This window comes from Hymenobacter daeguensis (assembly GCF_054780555.1).
Genome location: NZ_BAAGWC010000001.1, coordinates 357,571 through 382,040 on the forward strand (window position 1 = coordinate 357,571; position 24,470 = coordinate 382,040).

A 24,470-nucleotide genomic window follows, 5' to 3' on the forward strand; every position below is an offset into this window, starting at 1 on the left:
CCTGCCGCTCACTATTTCACCCTGAAACACCCTTTCCAATGAACACCTTATCCATGACCACCGCTATTCACCCCGAATTTACGACCATCGATGGCCTGCGCATTCGGTACGCCCGCAGCCCGAAGGCCGGGGCCGAAACCGTGCTGCTGTTCAGCCCGTGGCCGGAGAGCCTGCTGGCCTTTTTGCCCATCTGGGACGTGCTCGCGCCGGAGTTTTCGCTCCTCGCGGTCGACCTGCCCGGCTTCGGCCTCTCCGAAGGCCGCCCCGAGCTGATGTCGCCCAGCGCGATGGGCCGGTTTCTGCTTCAGCTGAACGCACACTTTGGCCTGGAAAAACCCCACGCCATTGCGCCGGACGTGGCCAGCCCGTCGGTGCTTTTTGCCGAAACCATTCAGGCGGGGACGTTTCGCAGCCTGTTTATCGGCAGTGGCGCGTGCTCGTTCCCGCTGATTGTGTCGGGCGTGCTCCAGCAGATTATTGAGGCCGAGTCGCTGGACGTTTTCCGGGCCATGGACACCGACGCCATTGTGCTGAACTCGCTGAGCGAGATTAAGCCCTACGTCACGCTGCCCGACCCGGTGGTGGCCGACTACCTGGCCGCGGCCGCCAACGGCCGCTTTGTGGAAGCCATGAATTTTGTGCGGGCCTACAAGACCGACCTGCCCGCCCTGGCCCCGCAGCTGCCGCGCCTCGCCACGCCGGTGCACATCGTCAGCGGCCGCCGCGACCCCAACGTGCCCGTGGCCGACGCCGAAGCCCTGCATAACCAGCTGCCCAACAGCGCCCTGACCGTGCTGGAATGCGGCCACTACACCTGGGAGGAAGAAGCCACGACCTACGGCCAGCTGGCGCTGGACTGGCTGAATGGCGGCTATCAAAACCCCGCGCAAATCTCCCACTAACCAACTCATTTTATGGAAACCATCATTTCGGTGAGCCATCAGACCATCGACCTGCAACGCAGCTTCGAGGACTTCACAACGGCGCTGGAAGGGCTGCTCGCCCACTTCGACCCGGCCAGTCTGGACCTGACGGGCGGTGACCTGCAGCGGGCAGAGCAGCAGCTCGCCGCTTTGGGCAGCTACGAGAACCTGACCCTGTTCGGGGTGCAGAACCACGGGGCGCTGTTCCACCTCCTCGGTGCCCCGAAAAAGGCCAAACAATACGCCATCGGCAACCCGCTGATTGCGCTGCAAATGACGCAGCACGACCTGCGGGCCGCCCTCTACGCCCCGCTGCGGGTGCTGGTGTACGAAGCCGAAAACCACCAGGCGCGGGCCGAATACGACCTGCCGTCCTCGCTGTTCGGGCAGTTCCGGAACGACGCCGTGACGGCCGTGGCCCAAGGCCTCGACGCGAAGCTGCTCCAGCTGTTGCGCCACGCCGACAGTCTTGCTACACCAAGCTAGCCCGCACCAAACCCAATTCCTTCACCTCACAACAACCAAGCTCATGTCAACCACCGAAACCTACACCCACGAAACCGCGCCCACGCAGTACATCGACGTAAACGGCGTGCCCTTCGCCTACCGCACCTTCGGCCAGGCAGAGGGGCTGCCGCTCATTTTCCTGCAGCACTTCACCGGCACCATGGACAACTGGGACCCGCTGGTAACCAACGGCCTGGCCGAAACCCACCGCGTTGTGCTCTTCGACAACGCCGGCGTGGGCAACTCGGGTGGCCAGACGCCCACCACCGTGGCCCAGATGACGCGCGATGCCTACGCTTTCATCCAGGCGCTGGGCTTCGAGCGGGTGGATTTGCTGGGCTTCTCGCTGGGCAACTTCATTGCGCAGCAGCTAATTCTCGACCATCCTGAGCTGGTGCGCCGCGTGGTGCTGGCCGGCGGCGCGCCCGTGGGCCAGGGGGCCGACGAGTTCAAGTACGTGACGAGCAACCTGGCCGGCAAGTCGCCGAAAGACATCCTGCTGTACCTGTTTTTCGCGGCCACGCCCAGCAGCCAGCAGCAGGGCGAAGCCTTCATCCAGCGCCTGCAGCGCCGCACCGTGGACCGCGACACCCCGAGCACGCCCCAGGTGTTTCAGGCGCAGTACCAGGCCATTGTGGACTGGGGCAGCATCCAGGACCCGGAATTCGCCCGCCTCGCCGCCATTAAGCAGCCCGCGCTGGTGGTGCAAGGCAACAACGACACCATGTTCCCGACCAGCCAATCGGTGCTGCTGTTCGACAAGCTGCCCAACGCCCAGCTCAGCCTGTACCCCGATTCCAGCCACGGCTCGCTCTTCCAGCACGCCCGCCTCTTTGCCGAGCAGGTGCGCTACTTCCTGCAGGCCGAGGACTAAGCGGGCCGGTGATAAACCGTCGATTTAGAAAGACGGTCCTGCTGAGCGCAGTCGAAGCATCTCTACCGCTTCGTCTGAGCCGCTGCAACGAAGCGGTAGAGATGCTTCGACTGCGCTTAGCATGACAAATCCCCCCTCTTTTCTCACCTTTTTCTTCTGCAAATGTCCCAGCTACTTGCCCCCACTGCCGATGCCCTAAACAGCATCACGGCTTTCCAGCACCTGCCGGCCGAAATCCTGACCTGGCTGAGCCAGGCGGGGGAGCTGCACCGGTATGCGCCCGGCGAGGTCATTGCCGAGTCGGGCAGCCTGGCCGACAGCCTGATGGCCGTGGTGGCGGGCGAGATGCACTACCACAGCCACATTGATGGCCGGCCGGCGCATGTGTTTCGCATCGAGCAGGGGCAGGTGGGCGGGGTGCTGCCCTACTCGCGGTTTGAGGTGTACCAGGGGCAGGTGGTGGCCGTGGGCGAAACCGTGGTGTACGTGCTGCCCCGCCGCCAGTTTGCGGCCCTGGAGCAGGCGAGCCCCGAGCTGGTGCAGCGCCTGGTGAGCCTGATGAACGACCGCGCCCGCGACTACGTGCGCAGCCAGGAGCGCGACGACAAGCTGCGGGCGCTGGGCAAGCTCTCGGCCGGCCTTTCGCACGAGCTGAACAACCCGGCCGCCGCCATTAGCCGGGCCTCGGCGGCGCTGGCCGGCGCGCTGCAAGCCACTCCCCTGCTGCTGCAGCGGCTGCTGGTCGCCTGCCCTTCGGAGGCAGCGGTAGCGGCCCTTACCGCGCTGGCCGCATTGCCCGCCGGAGCGCCGCCGGCCCTCTCGGCGCTGCAAGCGGCCGACCAGGAAGACGAGCTGGCCGCCTGGCTCGAAACCCAGGGCAGCCCCGATGGCTACACGCTGGCCAATAGCCTGCTGGAAGCCGGCCTGACGGTGGCCACCCTCCTCCCCGTAGCTGCCCTGCTGCCCGCCGCCGCCCGCCCCGATGCCTTCGGCTGGCTCAGCAGCCACCTCACGGCCCTGCGCCTGGCCGCCGACATCAGCGAGGCCAGCCGGCGCATCAGCACGCTGGTGGGCGACGTGAAAACCTACTCGCACATGGACCGCGCTGCCGGCCCCGAAAAGCTGGACGTGACCACCGGCCTCGAAAGTACGCTGCACATGTTTGCCTACGCCCTGCGCCAGAAAAGCGTGCGCCTCACCCGCCGCTACGCGCCCGACCTGCCCCCGATAATGGGCCAGGCCGGCAGCCTCAACCAGGTGTGGACCAACCTGATTGACAACGCCCTGGATGCCCTGCCCGACCAGGGCGGCGAGCTGCTCATCAGCGCCACGCGCCAGCAGCAGCTGCTCCGCATTGGCATTCAGGACAATGGCTCGGGCATCACGCCCGAGGTGCTGGCCCACATGTTCGAACCCTTCTACACCACCAAGCCGCCCGGCCAGGGCAGCGGGCAGGGGCTGGACATTGCCTGCCGCATTATCCGGGAGCACGGGGGGCGGCTGGAAGCCACGTCGGTTCCCGGCCGCACGGAGTTTGTGGCCTGGCTGCCAATATCCTAACCCGACGTATTCTTCTCTTTTAGCCAGCTGCTACCTACTTGGTTTGATATGAAAAAGCCCGTTATTCTCTGTGTTGATGATGACCCGCAGGTGCTGGCCTCGGTTGCCAACGACCTGCGCCGGGAGTTTCGCCGGGACTACCGCATTCTGAGCGTGAGCTCGGGGCCGGCGGCCCTCACGACCCTCGACGAGCTGCGCGCCCGCGCCGAGCCCCTGGCCCTGGTGCTGGCCGACCAGCGCATGCCCGACGTGGAAGGCGTGGCGGTGCTTGCCCACGCCCGCCAGCTGTTTCCCGCCGCCAAGCGCGCCCTGCTCACCGCCTACGCCGACACCACGGCCGCCATCCAGGCCATCAATTCGGCGCAGCTCGACTATTATTTCCTCAAGCCCTGGGACCCGCCCGAGCAGCTGCTCTACCCCGCGCTGCACGACTTGCTGACCAGCTGGCAGGCCACGTACCGGCCAGCATTCGAGGGCCTGCGCCTGATTGGGTTTCAGTGGTCGCCGAGGTCGCACGAGCTGAAGGATTTTCTCAGCGGCTACCTGGTGAGCTACCAGTGGCTCGACTTTGAGAAGGACAAGGAAGCCGCTACGCTGCTGGCGGCCAGCGGCTTCCAGCCCGAGGACCTGCCCGTGCTGCTCTACGCCGACGGCCAGGCCGCAGCGCAGCCCGACAAGCACGCGGTTGCCCGGCAGCTGGGGTTGCCGGTGGCCGCCCAGCAGGAGCTGTACGACGTGGTGGTTGTCGGGGCGGGGCCGGCGGGGCTGGCGGCGGCCGTCTACGGCGCGTCGGAGGGCCTGAAAACGCTGCTTATTGAGCGGCAGTCGTTTGGCGGGCAGGCGGGCTCGTCGTCCCGCATCGAAAACTACCTGGGCTTCCCCACCGGCGTGAGCGGGGCCGAGCTGACCTACCGCGCCTGGACCCAGGCCACCCGCCTCGGGGCCGAGCTCATTGCCCCGCAGGAAGTAACCGCGCTGCGCGTGCAGGACGGCTACAAGGTACTGACCCTGAAAGACAACGCGCAGGTGCGGGCCAAGGCCGTGGTGCTGACCACCGGCGTGAGCTACCGCACGCTCGACGCGCCGGGCCTGGAGCGCCTGAGCGGCGCGGGCGTGTACTACGGCTCGGCCCGCACCGAGGCGCACATCTGCCAGGGCCAGCCGGTGTACATCATCGGCGGGGGCAACTCGGCCGGGCAGTCGGCCATGTACCTATCGGCTTATGCCGCGCGGGTGTATATTATTATTCGTGGCAATAGCCTGGCGGCCAGCATGTCGGCCTACCTGATTGAGCAAATTGCTCAAACGCCCAACATCGAGATTCTGCCCAACACCGAGGTGCGCGAGGCCTGCGGCGGGCAGTCGCTCGAAGCGGTAGTCATTCAGCGCGAGGGGCAGGCCCCCGAGAAGCACCCCGCCCGCGCCCTGTTCGTGTTCATCGGGGCCAAGCCCAGCACGGAGTGGATTTGCGACCTCGCCCTCTGCGATGCCAAGGGCTACCTGCTCACCGGCCGCGACCTGCTGGCCGACCCGCGCTACCCCGCCCAGTGGAAGCTCCCCCGCGAGCCCTACCTGCTCGAAACCTGCGTGCCCGGGCTCTTCGCTGCCGGCGACGGTCGCGCCGGCGCGATGGCCCGCGTGGCCTCGGCCGTGGGCGAGGGCAGCATGGCCATCAAGTTCGTGCACGAATACCTGAGCGAATAGCTCCCATTTTTTCATCAACCCTTTTCCCCAAACAACTCATGCAAACCACTTCACTCACCGTTTCGGCCCCTAACCAGTACATAGAGCGCAATGGCCGCCGCCTGGCCTACCGTCGCTTCGGCGCGGGCCGCACCATCCTGTTCTGCAACCGTTTCCGGGGCGACCTCGACACCTGGGACCCGGCTTTTCTGGACGCGCTGGCCGCGCAGGGCTTCGACATCATCACCTTCGATTACAGCGGCCTGGGCCTCTCGACCGGCGAGCGGACCTACAATCCCTTGCAGATGTCGCAGGACGTGGTGGACCTGCTCGATGCCCTGGAGCTGCCCCAGGTGATACTGGGCGGCTGGTCCATTGGCGGGCTGGTAGCCCAGGTGGTGCTGGCCAAGGCCCCGCAGCGCCTTTCGCACCTGGTGCTGCTGGGCACCAACCCACCCGGCGAGCTGCCCAAAATGGCCGAGCAGCTGTTCTACGACCTGGCCGGCAAGCCCGAAAACGACCTCAACGACTACGTGCAGCTGTTTTTTGAGCCCCGCTCGGCCGCCAGCCGGCAGGCTGCCACGGAGTCCTTCGCCCGCCTCGCCCTGCGCCAGACCGAGCGCAGCGTGCCCGTGCCGGGCGACTGGGCCGGCGGCCTGCTGGCAGCGTCCGGAGGCAAGCCTCGCAGCAATTTCTTCCCGGCCCCGGCCGTGCTGGAAGCCCTCAGGCACACCGCCATTCCGATGCTGCACATCGGCGGCGACCACGACATTTCCTTCCCCGTCGAGAACTGGTACGCCCTCAACGAGCAGCTGCCCACCATGCAGCTGCACACCTTCCCGCAGGCCGGCCACGGCCCGCACCAGCAGTACCCCGAGGCCAGCGCCCAGTACATCGCCACCTTCGTGAGCACCTCGGCCGCTGACCCTCGCTAAACCTTGTGCGCGTGAGCCCGCGAGTGGGCTCACGCGCACATTCATTTGCCTACCAACTATTTTTTCCTGACTTATGGCTTCTCCTCAACAGTATCAGGCCCTTATCATTGGGTTTGGCAAAGCCGGCAAGACCCTGGCTGGCTTTCTCGCCACGCAGGGCTGGCGGGTCGCGCTGGTCGAGCAATCGGCCCGGATGTACGGCGGCACCTGCATCAACATTGCCTGCATCCCCACCAAGTCGCTCGTGCATAGTGCCGAGTTGGGCGTGCCGCATCCCGATGCCCTGGCCGAGAAAAACCGCCTGACCGACTTTCTGCGGGGTCGCAACCTGGCCAACCTCACCGCGCACCCCGAAGCCACGCTGCTGCTGGGCCAGGCCTCGTTTGTAAACGAGCGGCAGGTGCGGGTGCGGCTGACTGAGACGGGCGAGGAAGTGCTGGTGGAGGCCGACCGTATTTTCATCAACACCGGCGCGGTGCCCCGGCGGCCGCCCATTCCGGGCCTGCGCGAAAGCCAGCGGGTATTCACCAGCACCAGCCTGATGGAGCAAGCCGTGCTGCCCGAGCGGCTGGTTATCATCGGGGGCGGGTTTATCGGGCTCGAATTTGCCAGCATGTTTGCCCAGTTCGGGGCGGCCGTCACGGTGCTGGAAACGGCCCCGCGCCTGCTGCCCAATGAGGACGAGGACATGGCCGCTGCCATTATCCAAAACCTGACCGCAAAAGGCGTAGCCTTCGAAACCGGCGTGCGCGTGCAGCGCATCGAGTCGGGGCCCGATGCGGAAGATGTAGTGGTATTCGAAACCCCGCAGGGCACCACCGAGCGCCGGCCGGCGGCGGCCATTCTGGTGGCGACGGGCCGCGAGCCCGTGGTGGCCAGCCTCAACCTGGCGGCCGCCGGTATCGCCCAGGATGCGCGGGGCTTTATTCAGGTGAACGAGCGGCTGCAAACCAACGTGCCGCACATCTGGGCGCTGGGCGACGTGAACGGCGGCCCGCAGTTCACCTACATTTCGCTCGACGACTACCGCATCGTGCGCGACCAGCTCTTCGGCCCCGGCACCCGCACCACCGCCGACCGGCAGTACGTGGCCTCCACGGTTTTTCTGACGCCGCCGTTTGCCCACGTCGGGCTGCGCGAGCACGAGGCCCGGGCCCAGGGCTACCGGGTGCGGGTGGCCACGCTGCCGGCCGCCGCCATCACGCGGGCCCAGGTGCTGCGCCAGCCCGAGGGCCTGCTCAAAGCGGTGGTGGAAGAAGGTACCGGCCGTATCTTAGGCTGCAGCCTGTTTTGTGCCGAGGCCGGCGAAGTCATCAACACCGTGCAGCTGGCCATGAAGGCGGGGGTGCGCTACGAGGTTCTGCGCGATAATATCTATATTCATCCGTCGATGACCGAGGCACTCAACGACCTGTTTGGCAAGATTTAATAAAAAGGCAAGCCTACGCTAAGTGAATAGTGCAGGGAATAATATCACGGGCTGTTGTTGCAGACTTGCGGCTGCTTTTTCGCTATGAAATACCTGGTGTTGCTCCTGGTGGTTTTTGCCTCTGCGGCATACGGCGAGCCTTTTTACCCGGTGCTTCGACCGACAAAAGCGGATAGCCTCCGCCGCCAGCTACGCCGGAGCCCGCCCGATACCAGCCGCGTCAACTTGTTGGTAGCACTAAGTATTTATTTTAATAGCAAAGCGCGTATTGCGAGCCTAAATACTGATAGCGATTTCGATACTGCATTTGCGTACATCCATCAAGCTCAGCAGCTTAGCCACAAGCTCCGTTTCGTTGCCGGCCAGATAGACAGCAACTACGCGCTGGCCTATTTCCTGGTAGGCAGAGGCGACGACCAAGCCAAAGAGGCCAGAGAAGCGGCCCGTTCGGGACTGGCTCAAAACCAGCCCCGCCACGATGCCTACCGGGAAGCAATTGGCTGGTACTTACTCGGGGCAAACTATAGCAGCTCGCCCCCAGAATCAGCTCAGCGCCTACGATGCTTCGCAAAGGCTGCCCAACTCTTCCGGGCAACCCGCAACCCGTGGATGGAAGCGCGTGTCTTAAAAGAAGTTGCGGATACGCACCTGCAACAAGGGAAGCTGCTGCTTGCGCGGCAGGAGCTGCTGCAGGTACTCGCCATCTACCAACGCAGCGGCTACCGCAATCTTCATTACACGCTTGACTTGCTGGGAGCCGTTAGCGATATCCTCGCCGACTACCAGCAGGCCCTGCATTACACGCTCGCCACTATTCAAAGCGCTAAGCGCACGCAGGATACCGCTGCGATATATACCTTTTACCTCCGGATTGCGTCCGTCTATGCCGGCGTTAACCAGCGGGAGAAAGCGATTCACTACTACGAGCTGGCCCTGCGCAATGCCGAGAGCAATTATAGCAATGCCGGGATTCATGAAGCGGCCCAAGTCATCGCCCACAACTTAATCCTACTCAACAAGCCGAAGCAGGCCCTGGCTTTGCTGCTGCAAAAGAGCCAGGCCTACCCGCCCCCGGATAATCGCGCCCGCTTGGTTCTGGCAGATGGATTGGCCAAATGCTACCTGGCCATGCAGCAGTATGCGCAGGCAGGCGCAGTCTGCGCCCAAATGCTGGCCCTGACGAAGCAGCATAGCATAAAGGATGAGTATTTTGATTATTACATCCAGGCACGCGTGTACAAAACGATAGGGAGGTATTATCTGGCTAAGCACCAGCACGCTAACGCGGAGCTTATGCTCACCAAAGCATTGGCAGCATCCGAGCATGTTAACACCTTGCCAGTCATAGCTAACCTGCACCTGCTGCTGTTTCAAGCTGATTCGGCCCAAGGCAATTTACCAGCGGCAATTGCGCATTACAAGCACTACAAGACGCTTACCGACAGCATTTTCAGCGAGAAAAACGGCAAGCAGATGGCAGTGCTGCGCATTCAGAACGAAACCGACAAGCGCGAACAACGCATCGCCCTGCTCACCAAGCAGAGCCAGGCCCAGCAGGCCAACCTGGCCCGCCAGCAAACCCAGCGCAACGCCGTGCTGGCCTGCGCCGTTTTGCTCGCGCTGCTGCTCGGGGTGAGCTACAACCGCTACCGCATCAAGCAGCGCAGCAACCAGCTGCTGGAGGCGCAGCAGCGCGAAATCGACCACAAAAACCACTCGCTGGAGCAGGTATTGGGGGAAAAGGAGGGCCTGCTGGTGGAGAAGGAATGGATGCTGAAGGAAATCCACCACCGGGTGAAAAACAACCTGCAGATTGTGAACGAGCTGCTGGCCTCCCAAACCGACCATCTGCGCGACGCGCACACGCTGGCCATTATTCGGGAAAGCCAGAACCGCATCCAGGCCATGGCCCTGATTCACCAGAAGCTCTACCAGGCGCAGAACATTGCCCGCGTGAATATGCCGGAGTACATCCAGGAAATTGTGGAGCACCTGGTCACTTCTTTCGACCAGGAGGACTTGGTCCATACGTGCCTGGAGGTGTCGGCCGTTGAGCTGGAGGTGGCCCTGGCCACGCCGCTGGGCCTGATTATCAACGAAGTCATCACCAACTCGCTGAAATATGCCTTTCCGGATGGGCGGGCCGGCAGCCTCACCGTCGGCCTGACGGAGGTGGGCCCGGCCCGCTACCGGCTGTTGCTGGCCGACGATGGCATTGGCCTGCCCGCGGGGCTGGACATGGCCGGCAGCCGCACGCTGGGCATGACCATGCTGCGCGGGCTCAGCGAGCAGCTCATGGCCACCCTCACCTTCGAGCCCGGGCCGGGCGTCCGCATTCGCCTCGAATTTGAGGCGGCGCGCAAGGCCGCGCCACCCGCCTGGGCGGCCTAGCCGGGCAGGCGGGTGGCGCGCGTGGCCAGCATCCGGATAGGATGCCGGCTACGCCCGCTACAAGACGGTTTCCATCAGCAGCAGCGAAGCATCTTCCGCCACCTGGATTTCCAGGCTGGCGGCATCGGTGATGAACAGGGTATCTTCCTGGGCAGCAGTCACGTCATCGAGCGTGATGTTGCCGGCCAGCACGTAAAGCAGCACGCCATGTCCCGGCTGCTGCAGGGCGTAGCGCACCGTGCCGGGCGCAAACCGGCCCTGAAAAAGCCAGGCTTCCTGCTGAATGGTGAGGCTGCCCTGCTGGCCGTTGGGCGATACTTCGCACCGCCACTCATTTGCAGGGGCACTCGTCGGGGCAGGGTATAGCTGCACGGCCGGCCTGGTGTTTTGGCGGCGCGGGGCCACCCAGATTTGCAGGTGCCGCGAGTCTTCCGAATCGGAGATATTGCCGCCGGCGTGCTGCATGCCGGTGCCGGCGCTTATCAATTGCACCGCCCCGGCGGGCAGTATTTGGTGGTAGCCCAGGCTGTCTTCGTGCGATTCCTGGCCCGCCAGCATCACCGTGATAATCTCCACGTTGGCATGCGGGTGCATGCCCAGGCCGGACTTCGGAAACAGGTAGTCGTCGTTGAAAACATAGATGGCGCCGAAGCTGGCGGGCCGGCCGGTGCCGGACGCGCCGTTGCTGAATAAGGGGTAGCCTTTAAACTCCCGGTGCTGCATCAGGCCCCGCTGGGCGGCTTTCAAAAGGGTAATGTTCATGGTTTGGGAAGAAATGAAATGGGTAAATGAAATGGGTAGTGGTTGAGATTTCCGGGTAGTGCCGGAGAATGGGGAAGAAGCAACGGCGCAAGCGGCCGGGCTCAATCTCCAACGCTCCCGGCATATTGGATTTTCTCCAATCTATCGGAGGCGGCCTACCGATTGGACTTGTTGGCAGGCAAGGCATGACATTGAGCAAAGTCTTTGAAAAACAGCTTTATAAATTCATAATTTGGCATTTTTACCTGGTCGAAGCCGTCGGTGGCACCCTATTCGTTGTGCACCAACCAAGCCAATTGCTCGTGCTGCCGGCCCTGGGCAGCCTCCACCTAATGCTTTTCCAATGCTTCACTTAACTACCCCATCTGTTATTCGAGGACTTTTGCTGGTGGCGCTATTGGCGCTGGCCGGGCGGGGGGCGCAGGCCCAGGCAGTGGTGCCGGTGGGCGCCGGCAGCTACGCCTCGTTTCCGCCCAATGCAGTGGCCCCGGGCCCGCAGCACGACTTTGTGTACACCCAGCCGATTTACGTGGCCCGCAACAAGAAAAGCGGCCCCATCCCGACCAATGACTGGTGGACCGACCTGCTGGTGCGCGGCAAAGACGCCGGCCTGCTCTGGGTGTACCCGCTCGTGACCGACCCCGACCCTAACGGCCTCAATTTCAACTTCCCCAACAGCATCGACGTGAACGTACCCGCCACGCCGGCCGACCACGGCGGGGGCTACGATATGCACTACGGCGGCAACCTGCGCATCACGGCCGCCGGCTACACGCCCAGCACGGCCCTGGCCGAAAACTGGAGCGACTGGGGCCTGGTGATGAGCCTGCCCGACACCACCTCGGGCAAAAGCCTGAAGGCGACGATGGCCCACGGCGTGCCCTTTGTGTGGGTCGAAACGCAGGGGATTAATCCCCGTTTCACGTTTGAAAAAGACGCAACGTACCTGGATGCAGCGGGCACGCCGCTGGCGCTGCCGGCCACCAGCTCGTTTGTGGTGAATACCGACGGGCGCTACTTCGGTCTGCACCTGGCCCCGGGCAGCTCCGTGAACCTGGAAGGGCAGCAGTTTGCCACCATCAACCTGGGCGCGCGCCACAATGTGTCGCGGGTAAAGCTGTACTGGGAGGCCGCCTACGCTTCGGCCTATAAGCTGCAGGTATCGGACGACAACCTGAGCTGGCAGGACGTGTACGCCACCACGACCAGCCCCGGCGGCAGTGAGGACCTGAACGTGGCGGCGGCCGGCAAAGCCGGCCAGTACGTGCGGCTGCTGCTGAACCGGCGGGCCACCAATTTCGGCTATTCGCTTTTTGAGATGCAGGTGTTTGACGGCCCCGCACTGGTGTCGCAGAGCCAGCCGGTTACCGTGTCTTCGACGCAAACCACGGGCAACTTCATTGCCGCGCAGCTCAACGACGGCAACCTGGGCTCGCGCTGGGCTTCGGATGCCAACCAGCAGCCGCAGCTGGTGCTCACGCCGGGCTCGGCCAACAGCTACTTCGTGGTATCGGCCCTGAACGCGGCCACCGACCAGGCCGCCGGCCAGCGCCTGATGGCCTACGATGCCTACGCCTACAACAAGGTGGCCGACACCCAGGTGAGCTACCAGTACGACGCGGCCGGCGGCAAAGTCGGCCTGACCTGGACCCTGACCACCACCAACCTGCAAACCGGCGCCGCCGGCGGGGCCACGCTGCAAGGCTTCCTGCCCCACCTCTACCAGAACGCGGTCCACACCATCGCCTTCTCGCCCTACGATTACGTGAGCCCACGCGGCACGCTACGCACGGCGGCCGGCACCAGCTTCGCCTTCTCCTACGACTTCCAGGGCATCATTCCCTCCTACAATGCGCCGTACCGCAACGCGGCCGATGCCCATCCCTACGACGCCCAGAAGCTGTTTGACCTCGTAACGGCCTACGCGGGCAACCCGCTCAACCGCGACGACACTTATTTCGGGGGCAAGGACCTGGTGCAGCACATGAAAATGGCGCTGCTGGCCCGGGAGCTGAACCACCAGGCCTACCCCACCCTGCAGGCCAAGGCCCGCGCCGTACTGGTTAACTGGCTGACGTATGCGCCGGGCGAAACCTCCCGCTACTTTGCCCGCTACGACCGGTGGGGCGCCCTCATCGGCTTCAACCAGAATTTTGGGTCCGACCAGTTCGTGGACAACCACTTCCACTACGGCTATTTCACGCTGGCCTGCGCCCTGTACGGCATGCTCGACCCTGATTTTCTGACTGATGCCCAGTACGGCGGCATGGCCCGGCGCATTGCCAAGCAGTACGCCAACTGGGACAAAGCCGACACCCAGTTCCCGTGGATGCGCACCTTCGACCCCTGGGTGGGCCACAGCTACGCCGGCGGCACCAGCGCGGGCAACGGCAACAACCAGGAATCATCGTCGGAGTCGATGCAGGGCTGGATGGGCTTGTTTCTGCTGGGCGACGTGCTGCACGACCCGGCCATGCGCGCCGCCGGGGCCTTCGGCTACAGCAGCGAGGCCGCCGCCAGCCTGGAATACTGGTTTGACTGGAAGCACCGCAACTTCCCGGCCGCCTACGCCGCCAAGCGCCGCATGGGCGCTATCCTCTCCAACCAGGGCATCGGGCACGTCACCTACTTCGGCGACCAGGAAAAGTACGTGCACGGCATCGAGTACCTGCCCGTGAACCCCGGCCTGAGCTACCTGGCCCGCGACACGGTCTGGGCCGCCAGCGAATACCGCGACATGCTGCGCGAGTCGCAGGCCGAGCAGGGCTACGCCACCGAGCTGGACTTCCAGGAAGACGATTGGAGCCACGTGGTGCTGGGCTTCAAGTACCTGTTTGACTCAAAATATGTGACGCGCCTGCTGGCAGCCAATTACCAGCTGGCCCCGACCGACCCGCATTACATCATGGACGACAAGGAGGTGGCCGGTCTGACCTATTTCTACGCCCACGCCCAGCAGAATGTAGGGTTCTTCTCCACGCGCTTCCACACCGATTTCCCGACCAGCAGCGTGTTTGAGCGCAACGGCGCGTTCAGCCACGCCACGGCCTACAACCCCGAGGCCACGGCCCGCACGGCCACCGTGTACGATGCGGCCGGTACGGTCGTCGCCTCGGCCCTCATCCCGGCGCACACGCTCCTGACCTTTCCGGCCCTGCCCACCACGGGCACTGTGCCCAGCGGCTGCTACAACCTGCTGGCCACGCGCGTGGCGGCCTCATCGAGCATGGCCACGCCCAGCAACGCCCCCCAGGCCGCCGACGGCGACCCGGGCTCGCGCTGGGAAAGCCAGTTTTCGGACCCGCAGCAGCTCACCGTGGACTACGGCCGCGCCATGCCCCTGAGCACCGTAACCATTGCCTGGGAAAATGCCAGCGCCAAAGATTACACCCTGCTGGGCTCGGTAGACAGCGTGACCTGGCAACCGCTGGGCACCAAAACCAACCAGCCGCCCCTTCCGGCCGGCCAGTCGCGCACCGACGTGTTCAGCGTGACGGGTTCGTGGCGCTACCTGCGCATGGCCGGCACGGCCCGCACCACACCCTACGGCTACTCCATCTACGAGCTGACCGCCTGCGGCACCGCCACAGTAACCGGGCCGCTGCCCGTCACGCTTGTTGCCTTCACGGCCCGGGCCACTGGCAACGCGGTGGCTTTGGCCTGGCACACCGCCTCGGAAACCAACAGCGCCCGCTTTGAAGTCGAGCGCAGCCTGGATGGCACGACGTTTACCCAACTCGCCCGCGTGGCGGCGCAGGGCACTACCACCCAAGCCACCGCTTACCACTATCCCGACGCGGCCCTGCCAGCGGGCGCGACCCGGCTCTACTACCGCCTGCGGCAGGTGGATGTGGATGGCAATGCAGCTTATTCGCCGGTGCGGTTGGTTGCCCTGGCCCGCCCGGCCGGCCTGAGCCTGTACCCTAACCCGGCGCACACCAGCGTCACGCTGGCCGGGGCCCCGGCCGGTAGCGCAGTGCTGCTGCTCGATGCGCTGGGCCGCACCGTAGCCACGGCCACTGCCAAGGAAAACGGCACCGCTACGCTGGCGCTGCCCGCCGGCCTGCCCGGCGGATTGTACGTGGTGCGCACGGGCAGCCAGGCCCTACGCCTGCTGGTGCGCTAACCCAATGACTCGGAGAATAGCGCGCAACCAGTCAAGCTCTTAGCAGCCGATAAACGCTGCACTTGTCAGACGTCACCCACTACGACGGTTGCCGCAGAGCGGTCCATTACATCCAAATTTTTTACGCCATACCAGCTTCTTTTCCCATGAAAGTCATCCAGTATAACGAGTTCGGCGGCTACGACCGCCTGCATGTGGTGGACGTGCCCGCGCCGCAGCCCGCGCCCGACCAATTACTAGTGCGCATGACGGCAGCGTCCGTCAACCCCTTGGATGATTTTATCCGGCGGGGGCTCCACCAGGGGGCCCGGCAGCTCCCCCACATTCCGGGCGGTGAGGGCGTGGGAGTGGTGGAAACAGGTAACGCCGAGTTCCCGGCCGGCACCCGCGTGCTGGTGCTGCCCAACCTGCTCACCGGGGCCCTTCGGGGCCTGGCGGAGGCGGGCACCTGGCAGGAACTGCTGGTGCTGGACCCGCTGGAAGTAGTGAATACGCCGGCCACTCTCAGCGACACGGCCGCCGCTAGCTTTAGCATAGCCTACCTTTCGGCGCAGCTGTGCCTGGAAAAAGTTGGTTTTCGGGCCGGGCAGCGCGTGTTGGCGCTGGGCGTAGGAGGGGCCGTTGGCAACGCGGCCATTCAGCTGGCCCAGGCCCAGGGCGCGGCGCAGGTCATCAGCACCGCCGGCTCGACGGCCAAGGCGGAGCTGGCCCGGCAGGCCGGCTACCCGCACGTCATCGATTTATCGCAGGAAAGCATACCAGACGGGGTAGCCCGGCTGACGGATGGCGCTGGGGTAGATGTGGTAGTGGACAGCCTGGGCGGTGCGCTCACGGGCCCGGCGCTGAGTGCGCTGCGGCCCGGCGGCAGCCTGGTCGTAATTGGCTACGCCGCCGGCCGGGAGGCAACCGTCACCATCACGGATTTTGTCTGGAAACAGATTTCCATGCACGGCATCACGCTGAACCACCGGCTACCAGGCACTTACCGCCAACTGTTCGAGCAGCTTGCGCCGCTGGCCCAAGCCGGGAAGCTGCAGCCGCTGGTGGCCCGGTCCCTCCCCCTGGCCGAAGCCGCTGCCGCCCAGCAATACCTTCAGGAAGAGCGGCCCTTTGGCAAAGTGGTGCTCACTTTCTGAAGTAGAACCCGGCCGCCGCGAGCGGCAATTGTGGCCCATTTCGGTACCATCACGTTGGCAGGCGTCACCGGCCGGGACAGCATATTATCTGACCCGCTCCCGAATACGATGACAAGTTGAGGTGGTCGGGTAAATCTGGACAGAACAGGGCCTTATCTTTCGAATGTCATGAAGGACAGCCCCCAACCTGCCAAACGTCGGCGTTATGACGCCGCCTTCCACGTCGAGGCCCTCCGCCTGGCGGGCGAGAGCCGCTCCACCCAGGCAGCCGCCCGCGCGCTCAGTAGCAGCCCCAAACTGCTCTACAAGTGGCAGAAAGAGGCCCTCGCGGCGGCCCGCAGAGCCGCCGCGGCGACTGCTACGACAATGCGCGAGCCGAAAGTCTCTGGTCACGCCTCAAAACGAAGGTGCTCGAAGTCCGCGAGCGGCCCGTTTTTACCGACCTGGCCAACGCCCAGGCCAGCGTCGCCGACTATTTTGACTATTACAACCACGAGCGCGCGCACTCTAGTATCAACTATCAGACGCCCTATCACACTCATCAACAGCTTCTTCAAACTAACGCCCTAAACTGGCCAGCGTAATTGGACCACCTCAATTGTTACCAGGGCACCAACACAACCAGTTTTTCCAGTCTGCTCAACCCATCTATCAATCCACCTACCAGCCCTAGCGCAAGCATTACCTACACCTTGGTTGTGAAGCTACCCGACGGCACCACCCATCAGACCAGTACCTACGTAGATGCCTGCCCGGCCATGCGCAGCACGGCCTATCCGAACCCGGCCAGCGACGTACTGAACATGCCGGAAGGGGCCACGAATGCCGTATTGCTCAACGACCAGGGCAAAGTGGTGCGGCAGCCTGACGCCAAGGGCAAGCTGGACGTACGCACCCTGCCAGCGGGCACGTACAACCTGCGGACGAACCAGGAGAAAACAGTTATCAACCAGCAGATTCAGGTGACGCACTAAGCGCCCCTGCTTCATCGCAAAAAGCCTCGGCCACTTGGTCGGGGCTTTATTGTGGGCGCTGCCTTCACCGGGTTATGCAGGCCATTGGGCGAGAAAACAGTTTTGTTGGGAAAGAGTAGCGGGCAAGACAGATTACCACCGGGCTATTTTTGCCCCATAAGTACCCCGCACGGGCTGGAAATGTGGAAAGGAAGGACCTCCTCGTGCCGCGTGGTTCTGGCTGAACAGGTGGGGTAGACGCCTCAAAGCCAGGGCTCGCTACTTTCGAGGCCGTTGCCGCAAGGCAACGGCCTTTTTTGTGGGCTACTCCTCCCCTTTCTTTGCTTGGGGTATGGCTCGTTCGGTTGGTTTGCCGTATAAGCCGGAAGCCAGCTATGCGCTGGCCGTTATCCCCTTTCCCATGCGTATCCTTCTTTTACTTGCCCTTGGCCTGGCTGCCGGCCCTGTAGTGGCCCAGGTGCCCCTTGCCACGAAGCCCGTAGCGCAGTCAGCCGGCCTCCCGGACCAACCCAAGGCCGTGCCCGCCGCAGCGGTGCCCGCGTACCATAATGGCTACACCGACAAGCACCTGGGCGGCACCACCAGCCCCACCTTTCCCAACGGCTTGCCCGCGCGCGACCTCGACCATGGCACCGGCCGCAACGACCAGCCCCGCGCCAACCAGGCCCAGGCCGGGGCCCAGCCCACCCGCAGCATCTTCCGCAAGCGGCGCTAAGGCTCGTTGCCTGTCCACTAAAAGCCCTGGTACTGCCGGGGCTTTTTGTATTTGCGCCTCGCTTCGCTAAGGCGCAGCCATGCAAAAGCCTCACTGGGTGGGCCTCTCCTACCCGTGGGGCTTTTAGGGCTTGCCCGGGTCGCCTGGTCGTAGTGGGGTATTCGCCCGGGAAGGGCGCTTCGTGGCCGCCGGAAGGCCGCTTCGGGTCACTTCGACGCTGGCGGAGCCCGCCGCTGCCCTGGGGGTACGCCCACGCTTCCGCTGCAGGAGTCTTTCCCACAGCCCACGGAGCAGGCCCCGCAGGCTCCAGGAAGGCCGGGGCGCAGCGCTCGGGGCCGGACGAGGGGGCGCGGCGGCCAGGTGAATCAGGGGCAGGGCGGCGAGCTCCGGGAGCGTGATGGCGGCGGTGTAGTCGTCGAGTTGGTCGGTGCTGGTGAAGGGCAGCACCTGCAGCACGACCCGGTGCTCGATGTCGAGGTACACCTCGCAGAAAAAGCCGCCCGGCAGGTGGTAGAGCTTTACCCGGTAGGCCCCCTGGCCCAGTTCGGTGAGCAGCGCCCCCTGCTGCGCCAGCAAGGCCAACTGCTCTGGCTGAGGCAGAGCGCCAAAATCGGTCAAGGGAATGGGCATACACGGCAGCAGGTAGGCCGGGACGGGCAGGCCGTCACGGCAGGAATGCCTACAAGTACGTACGATGCCCATGAAATTACCGTGAGGCAAGACGTTTTCTACTTCTCCCCTTTCTTCGCTCGTGGCGTGGGCCGGACATGAAAAAGCCCCACTTGGGGTAAGCAGGGCTTTTTCGTGTTGCATCTGCTGCTCCTTATTGCTTCTGTAGTTTTAAGGTTGTAGCCACGCCTGCCGTCGAAACGACCTTCAACAAAAGCTGCCCGCTTGCAAGCCACTGGTCGTCATGTATTCCGTACCGCCATCACCGGCCTGCTGCTGCTGCTGGGTTCTGCCAGCCAGGTCTAGTAACGTAAGACGGCTGCCGGGCTGTACGCCGGTCACGGTCAGCGCCTGGAGCACCGGATTGGGGAACAGCTCAGCCAGCGCGGGCACGCCATTGAGGGTTACCGCGCGCAGACTGCTCAGGACGGAAGTTCCGTCAAGGTCGATGCTCCGCAGGCGGTAATAGCGCACGCCGGTACCGGGGCGCTCATCTACTGCCTGATAGCTTCTCGCAGACGTACTAGTGCCCGCCGCTGCCTGGGTGGCCAGCGTTTCCCAGCCCGTGGTGCCGGTCGGGCTCCACTCCACGGCAAAGCTTTGGCTATTCTTTTCGCTGGCCGTGGTCCACTGCACCAGTACGCGGCGTTCTTGCCGGGTAGCTGAAAAGCTGACCAGCGTCACCGGCAAGGGCCCGCTGATGACGAAACCCGTCACGACGTTCGTGTCCAGGCTAATGGCCCCGGCCCGGGACAGGCCCCGGCCCAGGAGCGTGGCCCCCTGGATGAGGTTGATGCCGCCGTCAACCAGCAGCGTGCCCCGCATCACGGAGTTCTGGCCCAGGATGAGCAAGCCGCCAACCTGCCAGTACACGTTGCTCGCCAACGCGCCGCCCACCAACGTCACCGTCGAACCGGCGGCCGTGGTCAAGGCCCCGTTTACCCGCAGAAAGAAGACGGCATTCGGGTCGTTCTGCGCGTCGAGAATCAAGCTACCAGCCAGTGTGGTGGCAGCGCCCACGACGTAGGCACCAGGGGTCAGGGTTTGCGACGGCATTCCGCCGTAGGCGGCCAGCGGCACCGCATTCCCAATGCTCGCAACGTAGGTATAAGCCGTTTCCACTGCAGTAGCGGCTTGGGTAGCAGTAGCATCGGCAATGTGGATGCCGCCGGAAGTAACCACGCCCAGGGGAAACCCGCTGAACGCCCCGACGTTGGTGCCGATATTGCCCGTCACGACGGAGGAGCCTACGTTGTTGAAGGCCCCGACCGCGGTAAACAAGGCAAAATTGGACGCAATTCCCATCGAGGGGGGCACGACTTGGGCAAAACACGCGGGGGAGATTAGCAGGATGGCCGCCACTAGCAGGCAGACCGAATGCAATTGGGGGAAATGGCGGGTAACAAAACGATAGGCTTTCACAGGGGGGAAAGAAGGTAGCCAGCCAATTGGCCAGCGTGCCGATGATTCGGCGCCGGATGCAATAGCCGGACTGATACCCGCTCAGCACACGAGGCCATTACCCGCTGGCAGGAGCGAATCGGTCGGGGCTAAGACAAGCTCGTCACGACCTGAATCTGAATGGCTCAACGGCATATGCCCCGCATAGTTTTGGCATTCCCAAATTGGGTTATTGCAATTTTAATAAAAGCTAACAAGCAGCTAATGGGTGGCCATTGCACAACAAAGCATCCCAATAATAGAATAAGAAGGCTACACAATGAGCTTTTCGCGATAGAGCAATATCATCACCCCGCTTAGTAACAATCTAAAAAATGCAACATTTCCCATCATTAACCATTCCTCTTTCTTCGTTCGGGACTCAGAGCATGAAAAAGCTCTGCTCGGAGGGGGCGGGGCTTCATGTTTACTCCTCTCCTTTCTTCGTTCGGGGCTTGCGGGGTGGCTCGGGGGTGGGTGGCGCTGGGGCGGGTGATTCCGACGCACGTAGTTCGGCATCAATGGTTGCCTCCTCCAGTGCAGCCAGACGGGCCACGATGATTTGCTGGCGGCATTCGGCGCTCGGCTACCTTGCCCCAAACCACTTCGAAACACACCTTCAAACAACGTCCCAACTCTGTCCGGCTTAGCTAGACCACCTCACCTTGCACCCCCAGCCGTACCCCGATAAAGCAAAAACCCCGCTTCTGAGGCAGAAACGGGGTATTGTGTGGGCCCAACTGGAATCGAACCAGTGACCTGCTGATTATGAGTCAGCTGCTCTAACCGATTGAGCTATAGGCCCGGTGCCGGAGGTAGTCATCTTTCACCTCAACCCTGCCGTTGCCGGCGCTCCAACGAGGCAAAAGTACGACCTTCGCCGATGGAAAACCAAGTCAGCTCATGCTTCCCAACTTACTATTTGATTTTGGCGGTGTCATTATCGACATCGATTATGCCGCTACTCCGGCCGCCATGCGCCGCCTGAGCCGCACGGGCAGCACCGTAGAATTCACGCAGGCGAGCCAGGCAGCGCTGTTCGACCGGTTCGAAACCGGCCACCTTTCCCCGGCCGAATTCCGTGCCGGCCTGCGGGCCGCTTACCACCTGGAGGCCACCGATGCCGAGCTGGATGCTGCCTGGCACGCCATGCTGCTCGATGTGCCCGCCGAGCGCCTCGCCCTCATTGGCGCGCTGCGGGCGCAGGGACATCAAACGGCTTTGCTCAGCAATACCAACGCGCTGCACATTGCCGAGATAAACCAGCGGCTGGCCCGGCAATACGGCTTCCAAAACGGCATTGCCGATGTGCTGGACCGTGTTTTTTACTCGCAGGAAGTGGGCCTGCGCAAGCCGGGCGAAGAAATATTCCGCCACGCGCTGGACGAAATGGGCTGGCGCGCTGTTGATACCCTGTTTATCGAGGATAGCCCGCAGCACATTGCCACGGCCCGTCGCCTGGGGCTGCGGGTGCTGCACCTGGCCCCGCCCCTCACCCTCACGTCCGCCCTGCCCGAAGCCCTCCGTGCCTTTCCCCGAGAATACGCCCCCGCCCGCCCCTGAACCTGATTTCCTCGGCTTTCCGGCCGATGCCGCCGCCCCACCGCCCGTGGCCGCCGCCCCGGCCGAGCTGGCGCGGGCCCGCCGGCTGTTTCGGCGGTTTGAGCGGCCGGCGCCCTCGCCGGCACGCACGGCCGTGGTGCACCTGGGGCTGTTTCTGCTTACGCTGGCGACCACCACGCTGGCGGGCGTGCAGCTCACGCGGGGCGCGGTCGATGTTTTGCCCGTTGAGGTGTTTTCGCTGCGCAGGGCGGCGCTGTGGGCGGCGTTGCGGCCGGGGCTGTGGTTTGCGCTGCCGTTCTTGGGGGTGCTCACGGTGCACGAGTTCGGGCATTATTTCACGGCGCGCTACAACCGGGTCCGGGTTTCGCTGCCGTACTACATCCCCTTTCCGATGGGGCTGGGCACCTTTGGGGCCGTCATTCGCATTCGGGAGCGCATTTTTTCGCGGCGCGAGTTCTTCGATATCGGACTGGCCGGGCCGCTGGCAGGCTTTCTGGTAGCGGTGCCGCTGCTGATTTACGGCTTCACGCATTTGCCGCCGCTGGCAGATTATTTATTCAAAATCCATCCGGAATATGCCCGTTATGGGGCCAACTACGCGCAATACGTGTATCCACCAAATAGCACTGCGCTCACGCTCGCCCGGCCGCTGCTCTACCAGTGGCTCGAACATGCCTTCGCCAATCCCGCTCTTCTCCCCCACCCCAACGAGCTGATGCACTACCCGCTGCTGCTGGCCGGCGAGCTCAGCCTGTTTTTCACGGCGCTGAACCTGCTGCCGATGGGCCAGCTCGACGGCGGCCACATCCTCTACGGCCTGCTGGGACCGGGGCGCTTCAACCGACTGGTGCCGGTGCTGTTCGTGGGCTTTATTTTTTATGCCGGCCTGGGCCTTTTCTCGCTGCACAGCGACTGGCAGACCTGGGCCTACGGCGGGCCGGTTTACGCCGGCTACCTGGCGCTGATATGCTGGCGGGTGCTGCCCCGGCCGGCTCAGGGCCTGCTGCTGGCGGCGGGCATCTGGGGGGCGCAGGTGGCCTGCACGGTGGTGTGGCCCGGCGTTTTGGGCAATCCGGGCTGGCTGGTGTTTGGGCTGCTGCTGGGGCGCTTCACGGGCATCTACCACCCGCCCGCGCCCGATGAGCGCGGCCTGAGCCGGGGCCGCCAGGTACTGGGCTGGGCGATGGTGGCTATTTTTGTGCTCTGCTTCACGCCCAGCCCCTTTGGCTGAACAATTACCGGTTAAAAACCCTCTGCATCAATTAGTTTATCACAATCCCTCTCTACCCTTCTTTTTCCTTCCTGAATGATTTTTACCCAAAAACAGCTTTTTCTGGGCAGCACGCACCTGGCGCTACGGGCCGAAAGTCTTTACGTGTGCAAGCGCAACCCGCAAGGCGTGGCCACGCTCGAAACCGAAGTTCCCTACGAAGAAATTTTGCCGGTTAAGTTTGGCGAGCACCGCCACATTCCTACCAATCAGCTGCTGCTCACGGGCTTGCTGCTGGCTTTTCTGGGCTATGGCCCGTGGCGCGAGTGGCTGGCCACGGGCACGGCTCCGGCCGCGCTCTACGGCTGGGGGGCCGTGCTGGGCCTCAACCTGCTGGCCGGCTGGCTGCGGTTTGAGCAGCAGTGGTGCACGTTTCGGCTGCAAACGGCCAACATGGTTATTACCCTGGCCGGGCGGCCGTGGCAGCGCAAGCGGTTTCGCACGCTGGCCGCGGAGCTGGAGCGCCGCACCAAAACCTACCTGCGCGGCGAGTACGGGCAGGTCAATCCGCTGGGGTTCATCGAGCCGCAGCTGCGCCGGGTGGCCTGGCTGCGCGAGCTGGAAGTGCTCAGCGCCCCCGAGGCCCAGGCCCTGAGCACCCGCCTCACCGGCCGCCGGGGCGCGGCCACCCTCAACAGCATGGGCCAGGAGCTCGAATCGCCGTACCTGAACTAGCCTTTTGGGCGGCCGCCGCGTTAGCAGTCCATGGTTCAGCAGCTCGCTTCCGCGCTCCCGGCCCCCGCGCTGGTCAGCATCATCATCCCAACTTACAACGAGGCGGCGGGCATTGGGGCGCTGCTGCACCACCTGGCCGGGGCCGGCGCGGCCGCCGATGCGGCGGTAGAAATTATTGTGGCCGATGGCCGGAGCACCGATGCCACGGCGGCCCGGGCCCGGCAGGCGGGGGCCCGCGTGGTGGCCTGCCCGCACAAAGGCCGGGCCGTGCAGCTCAACTACGGCGCGGCGCAGGCCACGGGCACCATTCTGTATTTTCTGCACGCCGATACGCTGCCGCCCGGGGGCTTTCTGGCGGATATCCGCCGGGCGGTGGCGGCGGGCTTTGGCTGCGGCTGCTACCGGCTGGGGTTCGATGCGCCGCACTGGTTTTTGCGGGCCAGTGCCTGGTTCACGCGCTTTGAGGTGAACGCCGTGCGGTTTGGCGACCAAAGCCTGTTTGTGCTGAAAACCGTATTCGAGCAGGCCGGCGGCTTTCGCGAAGACCTGTTGCTGATGGAGGACCAGGAAATCATCGGCCGGCTGAAACGCCATGCCCGGCTGCGCGTGCTGCCCGGGCCCATCATCACCTCCGCCCGCAAGTATTTGGCCAATGGCGTGTTTCGGCTCCAGGGCACGTTCCTGCTGCTGGCGGGGCTCTACTACCTGGGCGTGTCGCAGCCAACGCTGCTACGGCTCTACCGAAAGCTTATCCGGCAGGATAAGCTATGAGCGGCGTCGGCGCGGGCAGCCCGGCGCCTATTCCCCGCCACTGCGGCCACGAAAAAGCCCCGGCCTG

21 protein-coding genes, 1 tRNA gene and 1 pseudogene are annotated in these 24,470 nt (G+C 64.0%); 18 read left to right on the plus strand and 5 right to left on the minus strand.

The genetic code is table 11. From position 1 onward, the window contains the following. The first annotated feature begins 38 nt into the window (after window positions 1–38). The 7 genes from ACYVHT_RS01600 to ACYVHT_RS01630 all read left to right on the plus strand — a co-directional run bounded on the left by ACYVHT_RS01600 (window position 39) and on the right by ACYVHT_RS01630 (window position 7,911). Window positions 39–902, plus strand: coding sequence for an alpha/beta fold hydrolase (locus tag ACYVHT_RS01600; protein ID WP_460547260.1), 864 nt, complete (start codon window positions 39–41; stop codon window positions 900–902). Window positions 903–914: 12 nt separating this feature from the next. Further along, window positions 915–1,409, plus strand: a complete 495-nt coding sequence (locus tag ACYVHT_RS01605) for a DUF302 domain-containing protein (protein ID WP_460547262.1) — start codon at window positions 915–917, stop codon at window positions 1,407–1,409. A gap of 43 nt (window positions 1,410–1,452) precedes the next feature. Further along, complete coding sequence (locus tag ACYVHT_RS01610) at window positions 1,453–2,304, plus strand: alpha/beta fold hydrolase (RefSeq protein ID WP_460547264.1); 852 nt, start codon at window positions 1,453–1,455, stop codon at window positions 2,302–2,304. A 162-nt stretch (window positions 2,305–2,466) separates the two neighbouring features. After that, entirely contained in the window at window positions 2,467–3,864 is a 1,398-nt protein-coding gene (locus ACYVHT_RS01615; RefSeq protein ID WP_460547266.1) for an ATP-binding protein, read from the plus strand. Between the two features lie 48 nt (window positions 3,865–3,912). Continuing rightward, complete coding sequence (locus tag ACYVHT_RS01620; protein WP_460547268.1) at window positions 3,913–5,568, plus strand: NAD(P)/FAD-dependent oxidoreductase; 1,656 nt, start codon at window positions 3,913–3,915, stop codon at window positions 5,566–5,568. Between the two features lie 38 nt (window positions 5,569–5,606). Beyond that, window positions 5,607–6,482, plus strand: coding sequence for an alpha/beta fold hydrolase (locus ACYVHT_RS01625; protein WP_460547270.1), 876 nt, complete (start codon window positions 5,607–5,609; stop codon window positions 6,480–6,482). Window positions 6,483–6,555: 73 nt separating this feature from the next. Next, window positions 6,556–7,911: an FAD-dependent oxidoreductase gene (locus ACYVHT_RS01630; protein ID WP_460547272.1), complete on the plus strand. Its 1,356-nt coding sequence runs from the start codon at window positions 6,556–6,558 to the stop codon at window positions 7,909–7,911. A 624-nt stretch (window positions 7,912–8,535) separates the two neighbouring features. Here the strand turns inward: ACYVHT_RS01630 and ACYVHT_RS01635 are convergent. Next, on the minus strand, window positions 8,536–8,886 hold the full coding sequence (locus tag ACYVHT_RS01635; RefSeq protein WP_460547274.1) for a hypothetical protein: 351 nt from the start codon (window positions 8,884–8,886) through the stop codon (window positions 8,536–8,538). A gap of 360 nt (window positions 8,887–9,246) precedes the next feature. On the opposite strand from ACYVHT_RS01635, the gene ACYVHT_RS01640 reads away from it, so the two are divergent. Continuing rightward, complete coding sequence (locus ACYVHT_RS01640) at window positions 9,247–10,302, plus strand: sensor histidine kinase (protein ID WP_460547276.1); 1,056 nt, start codon at window positions 9,247–9,249, stop codon at window positions 10,300–10,302. A gap of 57 nt (window positions 10,303–10,359) precedes the next feature. Here the strand turns inward: ACYVHT_RS01640 and ACYVHT_RS01645 are convergent, their stop codons facing one another. Further along, window positions 10,360–11,064, minus strand: coding sequence for a pirin family protein (locus ACYVHT_RS01645; RefSeq protein ID WP_460547278.1), 705 nt, complete (start codon window positions 11,062–11,064; stop codon window positions 10,360–10,362). Window positions 11,065–11,407: 343 nt separating this feature from the next. On the opposite strand from ACYVHT_RS01645, the gene ACYVHT_RS01650 reads away from it, so the two are divergent. From ACYVHT_RS01650 to ACYVHT_RS01675, 6 genes and pseudogenes are all read left to right on the plus strand, one after another. Further along, a complete protein-coding gene (locus ACYVHT_RS01650) occupies window positions 11,408–15,190 on the plus strand; it encodes a glycosyl hydrolase (RefSeq protein WP_460547280.1) in 3,783 nt (1,260 codons plus the stop codon). Between the two features lie 146 nt (window positions 15,191–15,336). Then, window positions 15,337–16,326, plus strand: coding sequence for a quinone oxidoreductase family protein (locus tag ACYVHT_RS01655; protein WP_460547282.1), 990 nt, complete (start codon window positions 15,337–15,339; stop codon window positions 16,324–16,326). Between the two features lie 168 nt (window positions 16,327–16,494). Next, window positions 16,495–16,668, plus strand: a pseudogene (locus ACYVHT_RS01660) (transposase); the annotation flags it as partial. After that, entirely contained in the window at window positions 16,635–16,910 is a 276-nt protein-coding gene (locus tag ACYVHT_RS01665; protein WP_460547284.1) for an integrase core domain-containing protein, read from the plus strand. The pseudogene ACYVHT_RS01660 and the gene ACYVHT_RS01665, both read left to right, overlap by 34 nt. 114 nt (window positions 16,911–17,024) lie before the next feature. Then, complete coding sequence (locus ACYVHT_RS01670) at window positions 17,025–17,300, plus strand: T9SS type A sorting domain-containing protein (protein ID WP_460547286.1); 276 nt, start codon at window positions 17,025–17,027, stop codon at window positions 17,298–17,300. 400 nt (window positions 17,301–17,700) lie between these two features. Beyond that, window positions 17,701–18,015, plus strand: a complete 315-nt coding sequence (locus ACYVHT_RS01675; RefSeq protein WP_460547288.1) for a hypothetical protein — start codon at window positions 17,701–17,703, stop codon at window positions 18,013–18,015. A gap of 123 nt (window positions 18,016–18,138) precedes the next feature. Here the strand turns inward: ACYVHT_RS01675 and ACYVHT_RS01680 are convergent, their stop codons facing one another. The 3 genes from ACYVHT_RS01680 to ACYVHT_RS01690 form a co-directional block, all read right to left on the minus strand. Next, window positions 18,139–18,645 (minus strand): hypothetical protein, encoded by a 507-nt coding sequence (locus tag ACYVHT_RS01680; RefSeq protein WP_460547290.1) that lies wholly within the window; start codon window positions 18,643–18,645, stop codon window positions 18,139–18,141. Window positions 18,646–18,891: 246 nt separating this feature from the next. Beyond that, entirely contained in the window at window positions 18,892–19,965 is a 1,074-nt protein-coding gene (locus ACYVHT_RS01685) for an ice-binding family protein (RefSeq protein WP_460547292.1), read from the minus strand. Between the two features lie 890 nt (window positions 19,966–20,855). Further along, a tRNA-Ile gene (locus ACYVHT_RS01690) sits at window positions 20,856–20,929 on the minus strand. 98 nt (window positions 20,930–21,027) lie between these two features. Here ACYVHT_RS01690 and ACYVHT_RS01695 point away from each other — a divergent pair. From ACYVHT_RS01695 to ACYVHT_RS01710, 4 genes are all read left to right on the plus strand, one after another. Continuing rightward, a complete protein-coding gene (locus ACYVHT_RS01695) occupies window positions 21,028–21,687 on the plus strand; it encodes an HAD family hydrolase (RefSeq protein ID WP_460547294.1) in 660 nt (219 codons plus the stop codon). Further along, window positions 21,650–22,918, plus strand: coding sequence for a site-2 protease family protein (locus ACYVHT_RS01700; RefSeq protein ID WP_460547296.1), 1,269 nt, complete (start codon window positions 21,650–21,652; stop codon window positions 22,916–22,918). The genes ACYVHT_RS01695 and ACYVHT_RS01700 overlap by 38 nt, the downstream gene beginning before the upstream one ends. 75 nt (window positions 22,919–22,993) lie before the next feature. Continuing rightward, a complete protein-coding gene (locus tag ACYVHT_RS01705; protein ID WP_460547298.1) occupies window positions 22,994–23,632 on the plus strand; it encodes a hypothetical protein in 639 nt (212 codons plus the stop codon). Between the two features lie 30 nt (window positions 23,633–23,662). Next, entirely contained in the window at window positions 23,663–24,403 is a 741-nt protein-coding gene (locus tag ACYVHT_RS01710; protein ID WP_460547301.1) for a TIGR04283 family arsenosugar biosynthesis glycosyltransferase, read from the plus strand. The last annotated feature ends 67 nt before the right edge of the window (window positions 24,404–24,470 follow it).